Here is a 14,264-nt window from a genome sequence, read left to right on the forward strand (position 1 = left end):
CGCCAGCTCATACAGCGCCCAAGGGCATGCTTCCCTCAAGGTAGCGCCTGCAAAGGCGCACCGTGTGTTCAAGCCAGTGTGCGCCGAGGTTGCGGGCGATCTCGGTATTGGCGTGGGTGGCCATCCATGCTGTCATCTGGATACGCCGCTGCATGATCATATGCGGGATCATGGCTTCATCCTGAGCATCCAGATGACTGACCAGCTCATATCCCTGAAGCCAGTTTTCCAGCCAGAGGGGGGCCAGCGGGCAGTGTTCCTCAAAGCTCATGGCCGTAGCAATGTCGTGAACAAACCAGCCCATGCCGCAATCGTCAAAATCAATGACGCGCGTACCGGCCTTGTGCAGCAGCAGATTGGTCAAGCGCAGGTCAGCGTGAATCAGGCCATAACGCCGGGCGGTCTGGCCGTAGGCGCGCAGTTTTCCCCCAATACAGTTCACGGCCGCCTCCAGAAGCAGGGCGTCCTCGCGTGGCAGGCCGGGGCTTGCCCGCCAGTCCCCCCAATGGGCGCACGGGCCAACCATACTTTCGTGGTTCCAGACGATGCGCTGGAAGCCTGCCGGTTTTTGCCATTGCCGGCTATGCTGGTGGAGGCGCCCCGCCACTTCGCCAAGCTGCCGAAAGGCGCGTGGGTCTAGCTGCACTGTTGGCATTTCGCCGTCAATCCACTGAAAAAGAACGATATTTCTGTGTGATCCGTCTGGAAGGCGCATAGTCAGCACCCTTTCGCCCTTGATGGTCGGCAAGGCTTTTGGCGTGACCATGCCAGTATCTTGCTGCAAGGCATCCAGCCACATCAGCTCGCCCATTATATTGATGTGCGAGTGATAATTTTCGCGGTGCACACGCAGGGCGTAACGGCTGTTGCTGGTCTGGACAAGAAATGTGGCGTTTTCTGAACGGCAGAGCAGGTGCAGGCTTCCCTGCATTTCCGGGGGGTACTGCTGCAATGCCTGCCGTGCCAGTTGCGTCACGGCCTGATCGCTGAGCGAGTCATTTTGCTGGAGTGACATATTCCCCCCTGCGTTGGATGTCGTGCCAGTCGGTTCCATCTGCTGTCAGGGGGGAGCAGTGCGATCATAACCGGCATCGCCTTTCATGCCCCGCAAGCAGTTGCTTCAAAACAGTTTTGCGGCGTGCGGCGGATGGTAAAAACAGATGTTCAGGCCAGAATGACTTTGGGCAAAATTTCTTTCAGCTCCTTCAGACATGGCAAATCCGAAGCTGCGGCATCGGTAATGAGCATGGAAATTTCGCGAGGTGAGGCGTAGTTTATCCGGCTGATAACGCCAAGCTTTGTGTGATCAGCGAGTATGCACAGCCTGCTGGCGCGTTGCGCCATGCAGCGTGCCACGGCGGCTTCTTCCGGCAAAAAGCTGCTTGCCCCGTGGTGTGCATCCAGCCCCACGGGCGAAAGAATTGCCATATCTACTCGCCAGCGCTGAATTTCTTCAATCACACCCTCGCCGCAGGTCTGCTCCCGTCCGGCAAGGATGCGGCCTCCCACCAGCACCACTGTGCTGTCGTTTTTTTTATCTTCGTCCCTTTCACTCAAAATGATGGCGGCGCGCAGGCTGTTGGTCACGATGGTGAGCCCAGGCATGGTGCAGAGTTCCTCTGCCAGAGCCGTTGTTGTGGTACCTGCGTCCATAAACACTGTTTGCCCCTGTTGCAGTTGCAGCACCGTGGCGCGGGCAATGGCGCGCTTTTCCCGTTCCAGCCGGGTTCTGCGCTCTTTGAGTGAGGGTTCGGAAGTAGAGGAATCCAGCGCCACAAGGCCGCCATGTACACGCCTTGCCGCGCCCTGGTTTTCCAGCTCGATAATATCCCGGCGGGCTGTTTCCCGGGAAATTCCCAGCTCATTGATAAGCCGCTCTGTGCTGATATGACCGTTGGCGGCTATGAGGGCAAGTATGCGGTGCAGGCGGGTTTCGCGCAGCATGTGTTTCAACCTTGTTAGATATACGCTGACATTCTGGTTAGCATATAGCTTTTTGCTGCGCCTGCAATATGCATTTTTGTGTGTTTGTGTATTTTGCTGTTGCAGTGGCTGAGCGCGGTAAATTTGTTGGGTTTGGGCATTCTGGACGGCCCGTGTCTAAAGGATGCCAGACCTGGGATGCCCGGCAAAGCCCCGTCAGGTCGCGCGGCTTGTCTCCTCAATATTTTCAGGGGCCAGAGCCTCCTTAGTATGGGTAATGCAGCCCCCTTTGGCAAGTTGCCCCATACACGTCAGGCAATGCGCTTTTTCAAAATTGTATTGGCAATAAAGCCGCATGTCTCTGTTTTTTATCTGGATGCCCTAGTGTTTAATTGTATTAATGTGTTTTTGTGTAAAAAGTTGACTAACAAAAATGTGCTAATCATTACAAAATTGTTTCAGAAAATGAGCCGCTCTCCTTTGCTTTGAATATAAAAATATACTGAATGAAAATACAAAAATTTTATATTTTAGCATGTTATAAAAAATAACTTTGCCCATCCATCCTCTGGCTCGCTATTTGCTTAATGGCATTTCATGAGTGCAAGGCTAGGGCAGTAGCCTGAGTTAAGTGCATTTTTGAGGCGTAGGCGCTTGCGGTGAATAAACAGTTTTTGTTTTGAGGAGGTAAGTATGGAGAGGCGTGAATTTTTGAAGACAGCGGGTATGGGCGCCACGGCGGCGGTTGCCGCCACAACTGGCATCATGGGGGCCACTGAGGCAAGGGCCGCCAAGGCTCCCATCAAGTGGCGCATGCAGACCTACGCGGGTGCGGCGCTTGCCGAGTTTGTCATCAAGCCGCAGATCGACGCCTTCAACAAGGCCGCCAATGGCGAAATGGTCATCGAACTTTACACCTCCGACCAGCTGGTTCCCACCAGTGAGCTTTTCCGCGCTGTGCAGAACGGCACCATTGACGCCGTGCAGTGCGACGAAGACTCCATGTCTTCCCCTGCCGATGTGGCCATCTTTGGCGCGTATTTTCCCTTTGCCACCCGCTATTCGCTCGATGTGCCCGCTCTTTTTGAACACTGGGGCCTGAACGACATCTGGAAAGAAGCCTACGGCGAGATCAAGGGCGTTGAATGGCTTGGCGCAGGCTCCTGGGATCCCTGCAACTTTGCCACCACCAAGCCTATCCGCAGCCTTGCCGACCTGAAAGGCAAGCGCGTGTTCTCCTTCCCCACGGGCGGCAAGTTCATGAGCCAGTTTGGCGTGGTGCCTGTTACCCTGCCCTGGGAAGACATTCAGGTGGCCCTGCAAACCGGCGAGCTGGACGGCGTGTGCTGGTCGGGCATTACAGAAGACTACACCTCCGGCTGGGCAGAGCAGTGCAAGTATTACCTCACCAACAACATCTGCGGCGCGTGGATCGGTTCGTACTTTGCCAACAGCAAAAAGTGGGCTGAAGTGCCGGAACACCTCAAAACTCTGTTTAAGCTCACCTGCGACAGCTCCAACTATTTTCGCCAGCACTGGTACTGGTGGGGCGAAGCTCACTACCGCGCCACCGGCGGCAAGATGGAACTGACCTCCATTCCCGATGCTGAATGGGGCACTGTTGAAGAGGCCGCCCACAAGTTCTGGGACGAAACAGCCAAGAAAAGCCCGCGCTGCGCCAAGGTTGTGGATATCCTCAAAAAGTACAATGCCGAAATGGCTGTTGCGGGCCGCCCGTACCGTTATTGATTGCAAACCCTCTGGAGGCAGAACCTTCCGTCTGCCCGATGTGCCGTCGTCCGAATCCTTCGGCGGCGGCGCATCAAAGCCTGCCCCCAGTTAAACCAAGCGGCAGGAAATTTGCGGAATAAAGGTTTGGGAGGAGAGCGTCATGCCAAACTGGATCAAGCTGTTTGTCAGGTATGTGGATGCGGTTAACCGCCTGGTGGGGCGGGGGGTTCTTTATCTTGTGTTCGTCATGATGGGCATTTTGCTCTACTCGGCCATATCCCGTTACTGTTTTGATGCTCCGGTGATCTGGGGCGTGGAAATGGCCCAGTTCACCATGGTGGCCTACTACATCCTTGGTGGCGGTTTTGCCCTGCTTACCAATTCGCACGTGCGTATGGATGTGTTCTATGGCCGCTGGAAGTGGAGAAAACAGGCAAAGATGGACGTGCTCACGTCTGTTTTTCTGGTCGCATACCTTGCCCTCCTGTTCTACGGCTGTGTTTCAAGCACATGGTATTCCATAGAGTTTGACCAGCACAACAATTCTGCATGGGCTCCTGCTCTGGCCCCCATCAAGATCATCATGGGCATTGGCATTTTTCTTACGCTGTTGCAGGCCTTTTCAGAATTTTTCAAGGCGCTGGCGCGCTCACGCGGCCTGCTGCTTGGCGAGGAAGTGCCCGAGCGTCTTATTGTAGAAAGCGGTTATGTGGAACCAGAAGCGGAGCCTCAGCTTGTTGGTGTTGTGGCTGATCCGGTTGCTTCGCCGCAGGTTCTTGCTCCGGCGCAAGCGCTTGGCGGCTCGCGGTAACGCCCCAATTTTCATTTTCCAGCTCCGGCGTATGCGAGCGCCGTAAAGGACGCGAGGACATGTTCGATCTTACGTTCACTCTTTCTCACGAGGGCATTGCCCTGATGCTCTTCGCATCCATGGGAATGCTCATGCTCACCGGGCAGCGGGTGTTTGCGGCCATCGGCTTCACCGGGGCCATCGCGGCCCTCTTTCTGTGGGGTACCGGCGGTTCGCAGATGGCGTTCAACGCCAGCATCACGCTGATGAAGTGGTTCCCCATGATCACTCTGCCCCTGTTCATCTACATGGGCTACATGCTCTCGGAATCGGGCATCGCCAACGACCTTTACCGCATGTTCCACGTCTGGATGGGGCCTTTGCCCGGCGGCCTTGCCATCGGCACGGTCATTCTGATGGTGGCCATTTCCGCCATGAACGGCCTGAGCGTCGCGGGCATGGCCATCGGCGCAACCATCGCCATGCCGGAAATGCTCAAGCGCGGATATGACAAGCGCATGGTTTCGGGCGTTATTCAGGCAGGCAGCTCGCTGGGCATCATGATGCCACCAAGCGTTGTTATGGTGCTCTACGGCATGATCGCCCGTCAGCCTGTCAGCAGCCTCTGGATGGCCGGCATCGGCCCCGCCCTCATGTTTGCGGTGATACTCATTGGCTACATTGTCATCCGCTGCAAGCTCAATCCCGCAATGGGCCCTGCGCTGCCCAAGGAAGAACGCGAATCCATCACCTCGGCGGAAAAGTGGAAGAGCCTTTGGGCTGGTCTGCTGCCGCTTGCCATTATTTTTTCTGTGACCGGCGCGTTCATGACCGGCATCACCAGCCTGGTGGAAAGCTCCGCCGTGGGCGCTCTGGTGGCGACCATCGCAGCACTGGTCAAGGGGCGGCTCACGGCCAGGGTGATGCGCGTTGTCCTGGTGCAGACCCTCAGCGTGAGCTGTATGTTCATGTGGATTATCATGGCTGCCCTGTGTTTCAGCTCTGTTTTTGACGGCCTTGGCGCAGTGCATGCCATCAAGAAGCTCTTCATTGACGGCTGGAATCTCAGCCCCTGGGGCGTGCTTATCGTCATGCAGCTTTCGTATCTTTTCATGGGGATGTTCCTTGACGATACGGCCATGCTGATCATTGTGGCCCCGCTGTATATTCCGCTGGTCAAGGCGCTGGGTTTTGACCCCATCTGGTATGGCGTGCTCTACACCATCACCTGTCAGATCGCCTACATGACGCCGCCATTCGGGTACAACCTCTTTTTGATGAAGGCCATGGCTCCAAAGGGAGTCACGCTGAACGACATCTACGCCTCCATTGTGCCAATGGTCATAATAATGCTGGTGGGGCTGGTGCTGGTTATGCTCTTCCCTGATATCGCCATGTTCCTGCCCAGAACATTCCTGTAGCAGAGGCGGACAGCATGAATGCCCACAGCACCCTGCGCGAAATCCTGGCCAAGGCGTCGCCCCTCAGATCGGGCGACGTGCTGGCCGGGGTGGCCGCCGCCAACGACGAGGAACGCGTGCGCGCCCAGATGGTGCTGGCCGATGTGCCCCTCAAACGCTTCCTGAACGAGGAGGTGGTGCCTTATGAAAAGGACGAGATCACCCGCCTTATCCTTGACAGCCACGATGCTGCGGCCTTTGCGCCCATAAGTTCCTTTACCGTGGGGGAGTTCCGCGACTGGCTGCTGACCGATGCAGCCAATGCAGAAAGCCTTGCGGCGCTGACGGCGGGCATCACGCCGGAAATGGCCGCAGCCGCCAGCAAACTCATGCGGTTGCAGGATCTCATACTGGTGGCGTCCAAATGCAGCGTGGTAACGCGCTTTCGCAATACCATAGGATTACCGGGGCATTTTTCTGTCCGTTTGCAACCCAATCACCCTACGGACGATGCGCGGGGAATTCTGGCATCAACCATTGACGGGCTGTATTACGGCTCCGGCGATGCGGTTATCGGCATCAATCCGGCTTCCGACAGTCTGGAAAACATTGCAAGGCTCCTGTGTCTGCTGGACGAGCTTATTGCGCGCTATGAAATACCCACCCAAAGCTGCGTGCTGACCCACGTAACCAATGCAGTGGAGCTTATCCGCAGGGGGGTGCCGCTGGATCTGTGCTTTCAGTCCATAGCAGGAACAGAAAAGGCCAATGCCAGTTTTGGCATAGACCTTTCCCTGCTGGAAGAAGCGTGGCAGGCAACGCTTGAACTTGGGCGCGGTACCGTGGGCGAGGATGTGATGTATTTTGAAACAGGACAAGGCAGCGCCCTCTCTGCCAACGCCAATTTCGGGGTCGATCAGCAAACCCTGGAATGCCGCGCTTACGCTGTGGCCCGCAGGTTCCGCCCATTACTGGTGAATACCGTGGTGGGATTTATTGGGCCGGAGTATCTTTTCAATGGCAAGCAGATTATTCGTGCGGGGCTGGAAGACCATTGCTGCGGCAAACTGCTGGGTCTGCCTATGGGGGTGGACATCTGTTACACCAACCATGCCGATGCCGATCAGGACGACATGGATGCACTGCTGACCCTGCTGGGCGCGGCTGGTTGCAATTTTATCATGGGTATTCCTGGTGCGGACGACATCATGCTCAATTATCAATCCACCTCGTTCCACGATGCGGCCTATCTGCGCAAGCTGCTGGGCAAGCGGCCTGCACCGGAGTTTGAAACGTGGCTTGAAAGCATGGGCATTCACAACGATGCCGGTGCATTGCTGCCACCGGCGGGCGCGTTGCGCGGGCTTGAGCAGCGTGTCAGACAGGTCATATAGAGCCTTTTGCGGTGCGGGTTTTCTCAGAATCCGCGCAAAGCAGACTTGAACTGTCCCAAAGGATGGTGCCATGAACGTCATGAAGCAGGAATATTTGCCAGCATCAGCGGCAACAGTTTTGGAAGACCCTTGGGCCGATCTGAAACGCTATACGGATGCCCGTATTGCCCTTGGGCGTTGCGGCGTCAGCCTGCCGCAGACGGAATGGCTGCGATTTCGTCTGGCGCATGCCAGAGCGCGCGATGCGGTACTGACGCCTTTTGACAGGGCAAGCGTGCGCGAAGAAATTGAAAGTGCAGGGTTGCACTGCGTTGAGCTTGCCAGCGCTGCTGCAAGCAAGGAGGATTTTCTGGCAAGGCCCGACAAGGGGCGGCGACTTTCAGAAGCCTCGCACGAGCTGCTCGCAAGCCAGTACGCAAGGGCTGACAATAAGGGGGCGGACATTTGCCTTGTTATCAGCGATGGGCTTTCGGCCCGCGCTGTGCATGAAAACGCGGCCCTCTTTGCCCGGCTTTTTCTGGCCTGCGCGGCAGATGCCGGCTATAGCGCAACCCCCGTGGCTTTGGTGGAGTTTGGGCGGGTTGCCGTGGCGGACGAGGTTGCTTCGCTCATGAAGGCAAGGCTGGTGGTGATTCTTATTGGTGAACGGCCGGGGTTGAGTTCGCCCAACTCTCTGGGAGTTTATCTGACCTACGCGCCCTTTCCCGGCTGCACCGATGAAGCGCGGAACTGTATTTCAAATGTGCGACCTGCGGGCCTGAGCATTGAAGACGGCGTGCGCAAACTGTGCTATCTGGTGCAGGGGGCCTTTGCGCGGCAATTGACCGGGGTGAACCTCAAGGACGACATGCCCGCAACGTATTTGCCCTTTGGTAAGGATACGACTGCGATTGTATAGGATCTTTATGTTCAGTGGGCAAACTTGCCCCGTGCTCACAGCACAACAGCCGGGCTGCGCAAGGCAGCCCGGCTGTTGTTGTATACCTCTGTGCGAGAGCCTTTTTAGGCGTCGCGTTCTTTCTTGAAAACAATGAGGGGGCAGTTTTTGCAAACGGCTGCGCCGGGGAAGGGTTCGCCAAGGCGGGTGATGGACGCGCCGCCCTTGTTGGTGACGCGGTCTTCAAGGCGCTGCACCAGAGCTTCCATGTGCTCGCCGGGGATGGATACGTTGATTTCGCCCCGTTCCGTCTTGCCGGAATTGTAGCTGCCGCTGCAAGCGAGGTACAGGTTCGCCTGCTTGGTGTTCAGCGTGTAGACATTGCCGGAGCAGACGGCAGAGTTGACGCTCATGGACGGGTGGAAATTGTCGATGCGCTGGGTAGCCATCCAATCGCCAATGATGTGGTAGGCCTGCATTGTATCGCACACAAAGTGCACCACATCGGGCTGGGTGGTAGCTGCCGCAAGCGGGCTCACGGCTATGGCCAGCAGATTGGCCGGAACATGCGGCTTGGCTTCAAGCACCTTGCGGGCATGGTCGGCATCGGCGCAGTACTTGAGGTGGCTTTTGATTTCGGGTTCGTCCAGTTCTTTCCAGCCGAACACAAAACTAGCATTGGTACAGCCCATCTTGTCGCGTTCAACAATGACTGTAATACCTTCCATGCGCGCGCCGACTTCGCTCTGGCAGAAGGTCAGCGGCTTCATGGGAGAATAGTGGGGCTGAGTTTCCTTGAAGGAATCAAGCTCTTTCTGGTCGTAGAAATATTTGATTGCAACGGGTGCATGAATGAGGCGCAGCTCACGCATCAACGTTTCACTAAGCTTTTCAAATGTGTTCATATAATCCTCTGGTCTAGATGCTATTATACAAGAGTCCATTGGTACGGCCTTGTACTTATTTCTTTATGCCGTTTATGTCAATATAATCCCACTAATTTCACAAGTGGTATAACTGCCCCTTGTTTTGTTTTATTCTTAAAATTTATCATTACAAAACAACAAGTTGTATGTGATATTTTTTTGCATTACTAATTCCATTTCGCAATTAGATTGTGAAAGTTATTATTTTCATATGGTTAGATATTTGCGATTTTTTCTTGATCAGCGCGGATTTTTTATGCTTTTGCGGAACATCAGCGGCGGCACTATCTGCCTTGCTGTGCAAAAAATGGCGAGCAGTTTTATCATAATGGGCAGGTCTGGAATTAACGCGCAGCGGGTCGCGTCATATAAAAAAAAAGCCGGAGTGCTTCCACCCCGGCCTGTTCTTAACAATGACGTTGTCTAGGACTTTTTCAGCTTATCCACAATACTGTTGAGGTCTCCAGCCATTTCAGCAAGCTGCTGAATAGCTGTTGCGGATTCCGCCTGCCCGCGTGTGGTCTCTGTGGTCAGACGGGAAACCTCATCAAGACTGCGGCTGATTTCTTCCGACGCGGAAGACTGTTCTTCTGCCGCTGTTGCTATGGATTGCGCCTGATCGGCATTTTCTTTGGCAAGCACCAGAATGGCATCCAAAACTTCGCCGGATTTGTGCGACAGGGAGGTTGTTTCCTCCACCACAAGGCTGGCCTTGTCCATGGAAGAGATGCTCTGCCTGGCGGCGGTTTGCATACCGGAGATATTCTCGCCCACCTGTTTGGTGGCACCTATGGTCTTTTCTGCCAGTTTGCGCACTTCATCTGCCACCACGGCAAAACCACGGCCAGCTTCGCCAGCCCGCGCCGCCTCAATGGCTGCATTGAGCGCCAACAGGTTGGTCTGGTCAGCGATATCGTTGATGACGTCCATGATAGCGCCAATGCTGTCGGCCTGTTTGCCAAGGGCTGTCAGGTCAACCTTCATGGCCTGCGTCTGTTCATGCACATGATTTACCGAGTTAATGACCTGCCGAACCAGAGTCGCGCCCTGCCCTGCCTCCTGCTGCGTTTTGACAGCATTGGAAGCAGCCTGGCCGGAGTTGCGCGCCACCTCAACAATGGAGGCGGACATCTGCTCCATACCGGCAGAGGTGTCCGTCATGCGTTGCCGCTGGATTTCCGCAGCATGGGATATCTGCTCGGACTGTGCCGCCAGCTCTTCCGTGCTGGAGGCAATGCGCGCAACAACGCCTTCAATCTGGCCGGCAGCTTGCAAAATACCGCGCTGGGTGGCCAGCTCTGCTTCTTTGCGGGCTTCCTCCGCCTCGGCAACCGCTTTTTGCGCACGCTCGGCTTCGGAGAGGGCGTGCCGTTCCTTTTCTTCTGTCGTGCGGATCATATCTTTCAGCCGCGCAACCATGTTGCGCAGGGCATCGGCAAGCGTCCCCACTTCGTCTTTGCTCTTGATATCGAGGGTTTCATCAAGATTACCCTCGGCAACCGCTGCGGCAAAAACAACACCCTTGCCCAGCGGCTTGAAGATCAGCATGGATACCAGAAAATGCACCATCAGGGCAGAAAGCACCAGGGCGACAACGGCGGTTATGGCACTGGAGTGCAGATTGGCGGTGGAGTCACGCTGGATTTCCTCCAGCGGTTTGTACGTCCACACTTTCCAGCCAAGACCCGGAATAATGTACAGGCTCCCCTCAAACACCCTGTCTCTGCTGGTAAACTGGATGCGACCGTTCTGCTGCAACCCGCTGTATTTTTTCATATCCGGGATAACTTCCCACAGGCTTTTGCCAATGCGTTTTTCATCCCTGTTGGCCATGATGTAGCCATCGGCCCGCGTCAGAAAAATATTGTCGAACTCAAGAACATGATTGGTAAAATTGGTTATGTCCGTCAGGCCCAGGTTGATGCAGAGCGTGCCCGCCATCTTGCCGTTATCTATCAAAGGCACGCCCACAGCCATAACAGTCGCGCCGATAGACGAAGTATAGGGGGTTGTTACAACCCTCTTTTCGCCATTAAACATGCGCACAAACCACTCGCGGCCAAGGCTCTTGGCGTTAAAATTATTGATCACGCCTTTGTTATTATGCGTTTCGCCGCTGTCAAAAGCATAATAGGCTTCAACAAGATTTACCTGTTTTAGCAATTGTATAAGAACATTACGCTTATATTCATACACTTCATCCGGGGATGCGCCCACAGGATTCGTCAGCATGCGCGAGCTCAGCTCAAGCACATTGAAATATACGTCCATCTTTTCTGAAACAGCCTTACCCACTGCCTGGGACATGGTATCAAGCTGCTCCATCTCAGAGTCGTATGACGAGGCACAGAAACTCCGATACGAGCTGTAGGCCATCGCGACGATGACCAACGAAAAGAATGCGACTACGCTTAGGAGGATTTTGTTTTTTGCACTCATTGCCACGTCACGTTCTCCTTATTGAGCATCAACTTTTTTAACAAAACACTGCAATAGTATCGAATGCTCGCTAAAATTCTTTAGAGTCAACCAATAAATACTATATAATTTTTTTGTTCAGTCAATGATGTTGCAAAAACACAGCAAAAATATCGCCAAATGTTGTATTTTTGCAACATTGCGTTGCAAAAATGCAACACAGAACAATGACAGATCTTCACATCAAATCCTCATAAAATAGCCATTTTTCACATGCACAATTAAAACATTTAATACAATCCCCCAGCATCAGCATATAAGAAAGAGGCATGGGATCAGAATCGCTATCAACGGCAGAAGAAATAATGATGAATGAGAAAAGACATCAGCTATTCATGGCAAGGATTCATGCTACTTGTGCGCTGCGCGGCACTTTTATATTGTGCGGTGCTGCCATGCCGCAGCGCAATCAATAAAGCCTTGCAAGCAGGATGCGGAAATGAGCGTGAGCGTACTTTGGGGATTATTTATTTCTGCATTTGTGGCAGCCTCGATCTTTCCTGCGCAGTCAGAGCTTTTTCTGGCAGGAGCGCTGGCAAAAGACTACGCGCCACTGTGGGCAATGATCGCCGCCGCCAGCCTTGGCAACACACTAGGGTCTGCCACCAACTGGCTGCTCGGGCGGTTCTTCATCCATTATCAGGATCGCTCGTGGTTTCCCATAAAGCGCAGCAGCCTTGCCAGAGCTGAAGCGTGGTATGGCAAATACGGGCGCTGGTCGTTGCTTCTGAGCTGGATGCCTATTGTGGGCGACCCTATCACGCTTGTGGCGGGAATTCTGCGCGAGCCCTTTCCCTCATTCATCCTCATTGTCGCAGCGGCAAAAACAGCCCGCTACATCGTGGTTGCGCTGATCACCTTGCAGTTCACCTGAGGATGAAGAATAGTGGATTGAAGCAGGCCGAGCTAAACAGAATTGTTGTGCCAATGCGTGCGCCAATCAGTGCCAACCGCCCCGCGATCATGTAAAACTGGCAGGGGGGTGACAGGTGGATGACTGACGGGCAACCAGACAGAAATTTTTGCCCCAAAAACAAAAAGGATGTCACATGAAAAACCATGTAACATCCTGATTTATTTATTGGCGCGCCCGAGAGGAATCGAACCCCTGACCAAGAACTTAGAAGGTTCCTGCTCTATCCAACTGAGCTACGGGCGCACATGGCAAGGGCGTAGTGCCCAGCCGTGTGGCGGCCAATATAGTGATAGCGCCCCACGGCGTCAAGCGTTCCCGCGCATTCAGGCGTACACGCCTCTGCGACGGGATTTGCACGATGTCGCGCTTCGTTACGCAAACATCGGGCCAGATTTGCGCGGATTTTGCCTGTGCGCGCCCGCTGACAGACAGCGCGCTTTGCGCTACCATATAGAAATGAGCAACACGTTCAGCACTCCCGCAGATATCCAGCGCCATCTGGACAGCCTGGGGCTTTTTCATATGGATATGGGCCTGGGCCGCATGCGCCGGACCTTGGCCGCCCTTGACCTGACACGCCCGCCCTTTGTGGTGGCTCAGGTGCTCGGCACCAACGGCAAGGGATCAACATCGTCCTTTCTTGCTTCCCTTGCGCTTGCTCACGGCTGCCGGGTGGGCCTCTACACCTCGCCGCACTTTGTCAGCCCCACTGAGCGCATCCGCATTGGCGGGCCCAATGATGCCGCCTGCGCCCCCTGGCCTGCGGATGACTGGGTTGAGCCAGCCAATCAGGTCATGACTGCCGCGCCCGATCTGACCTACTTTGAATTTCTTACAGTACTGGCCCTGCTGGGTTTTGCGCGCAAGGGCGTGGAGCTTGCCGTGCTTGAGGCTGGCCTTGGCGGCAAACACGACGCCACAACCGCCGTTGCCGCCGACCTCATGTGCTATGCGCCCATCGCCCTTGACCACAAGGACATCCTTGGCCCCACCCTTGTCGACATTGCGACAGACAAGGCCGCAGCCATACGTTGCGCCGCGCCCGTGTGCAGCGTCGCGCAGTTTCCCGAAGCCGCAAAAATCCTTGAACGCGAGGCCCGTAGCCACAACGCGCCCTTCATCAGGGCTTGCCCGGTTGCCGCAGATACCAGCCTTGGCCTCAGCGGCCCTCACCAACGCGCCAACGCAGGCCTGGCCCTCACAGCATGGCGCGAGCTTGCCCCCATGCTGGGCAAAAATACGGACGACACGACGGCGCAGGCTCAAGGGCTGGCGCAAGCTTTTATGCCGGGTCGCTTGCAGCGGGTGCCGGGTACAGATCAGTATCCTCCGCTGCTGCTTGACGGCGCCCACAATCCGCACGGCATGGCCGCGCTTATCAAGGCCCTGCGCGCCGAAGGCCTGCAACCCGCCGGAGCGGTATTTTCCTGCCTTGCAGACAAAGACTGGTTGCCTGCCGCCCAGATGCTCAAGCACTATCTGGGCGAAGCCCCCATGTTTGTGGTTACACTGGGCAACCACCGGGCCGCAGCAGCGCAAGACATAGCCGCCGCCTGCAACGCCCTGCCGCCGGCCACGGCGCAGGCCTTGCCCGAAGGCCCACAGGGATTGGCAAAGGCTCTTGAACTGGCACGCGCCCTGCCCGCCGCCACCGAGGCCCGCCCGGTGCTCATGACAGGTTCGCTGTACCTGCTTTCGGAATTTTTTACGCAGCACCCCCAATGGCTGCTGCAAGCGCAGCTTCACTAAGCGCAGGCAAACCCTCCGCAGTCATGGCTTACGGCGCAGCATGGCAGACCAAGCCCAAGCCGCCGTGCTCGCGTATTTTT

Annotated in this window: 11 protein-coding genes and 1 tRNA gene; 7 read left to right on the top strand and 5 right to left on the bottom strand. The window is 55.4% G+C overall.

The window, feature by feature from the left end; genetic code table 11:
• Positions 1 to 7: 7 nt before the first annotated feature.
• Together JMF94_RS11085 and JMF94_RS11090 are read right to left on the bottom strand one after the other, a co-directional pair.
• Positions 8 to 1,015 carry a phosphotransferase gene (locus tag JMF94_RS11085; protein ID WP_240825148.1) on the bottom strand — a complete coding sequence of 336 codons (1,008 nt, stop codon included), beginning with the start codon at positions 1,013 to 1,015 and terminating at the stop codon, positions 8 to 10.
• Between the two features lie 149 nt (positions 1,016 to 1,164).
• Positions 1,165 to 1,944, bottom strand: coding sequence for a DeoR/GlpR family DNA-binding transcription regulator (locus JMF94_RS11090; protein WP_240825149.1), 780 nt, complete (start codon positions 1,942 to 1,944; stop codon positions 1,165 to 1,167).
• A gap of 672 nt (positions 1,945 to 2,616) precedes the next feature.
• Here JMF94_RS11090 and JMF94_RS11095 point away from each other — a divergent pair.
• From JMF94_RS11095 to eutC, 5 genes are all read left to right on the top strand, one after another.
• A complete protein-coding gene (locus tag JMF94_RS11095; protein WP_240825150.1) occupies positions 2,617 to 3,672 on the top strand; it encodes a TRAP transporter substrate-binding protein in 1,056 nt (351 codons plus the stop codon).
• A 142-nt stretch (positions 3,673 to 3,814) separates the two neighbouring features.
• Positions 3,815 to 4,465 carry a TRAP transporter small permease subunit gene (locus JMF94_RS11100; protein ID WP_240825152.1) on the top strand — a complete coding sequence of 217 codons (651 nt, stop codon included), beginning with the start codon at positions 3,815 to 3,817 and terminating at the stop codon, positions 4,463 to 4,465.
• A gap of 59 nt (positions 4,466 to 4,524) precedes the next feature.
• A complete protein-coding gene (locus JMF94_RS11105; RefSeq protein ID WP_192112833.1) occupies positions 4,525 to 5,865 on the top strand; it encodes a TRAP transporter large permease subunit in 1,341 nt (446 codons plus the stop codon).
• A 14-nt stretch (positions 5,866 to 5,879) separates the two neighbouring features.
• Entirely contained in the window at positions 5,880 to 7,238 is a 1,359-nt protein-coding gene (locus tag JMF94_RS11110; protein WP_240825153.1) for an ethanolamine ammonia-lyase subunit EutB, read from the top strand.
• Between the two features lie 70 nt (positions 7,239 to 7,308).
• Entirely contained in the window at positions 7,309 to 8,136 is an 828-nt protein-coding gene (eutC, locus tag JMF94_RS11115; RefSeq protein WP_240825154.1) for an ethanolamine ammonia-lyase subunit EutC, read from the top strand.
• A 104-nt stretch (positions 8,137 to 8,240) separates the two neighbouring features.
• On the opposite strand, the gene JMF94_RS11120 is transcribed toward eutC, so the two are convergent.
• Entirely contained in the window at positions 8,241 to 9,020 is a 780-nt protein-coding gene (locus JMF94_RS11120) for a DUF169 domain-containing protein (protein WP_227118222.1), read from the bottom strand.
• Between the two features lie 444 nt (positions 9,021 to 9,464).
• Complete coding sequence (locus JMF94_RS11125) at positions 9,465 to 11,366, bottom strand: methyl-accepting chemotaxis protein (RefSeq protein WP_240825155.1); 1,902 nt, start codon at positions 11,364 to 11,366, stop codon at positions 9,465 to 9,467.
• A 592-nt stretch (positions 11,367 to 11,958) separates the two neighbouring features.
• Here JMF94_RS11125 and JMF94_RS11130 point away from each other — a divergent pair.
• The gene (locus JMF94_RS11130) at positions 11,959 to 12,393 is read left to right on the top strand and encodes a YqaA family protein (RefSeq protein ID WP_240825156.1); all 435 of its coding nucleotides are present in this window, start codon (positions 11,959 to 11,961) and stop codon (positions 12,391 to 12,393) included.
• A gap of 208 nt (positions 12,394 to 12,601) precedes the next feature.
• Here the strand turns inward: JMF94_RS11130 and JMF94_RS11135 are convergent.
• Positions 12,602 to 12,678 (bottom strand) — tRNA-Arg (locus JMF94_RS11135).
• A gap of 213 nt (positions 12,679 to 12,891) precedes the next feature.
• On the opposite strand from JMF94_RS11135, the gene JMF94_RS11140 reads away from it, so the two are divergent.
• The gene (locus JMF94_RS11140; protein WP_240825157.1) at positions 12,892 to 14,184 is read left to right on the top strand and encodes a cyanophycin synthetase; all 1,293 of its coding nucleotides are present in this window, start codon (positions 12,892 to 12,894) and stop codon (positions 14,182 to 14,184) included.
• Positions 14,185 to 14,264 lie beyond the last annotated feature (80 nt).

Origin of the sequence: Desulfovibrio sp. UIB00, from assembly GCF_022508225.1 — a bacterium.
Classification (GTDB): domain Bacteria; phylum Desulfobacterota; class Desulfovibrionia; order Desulfovibrionales; family Desulfovibrionaceae; genus Desulfovibrio.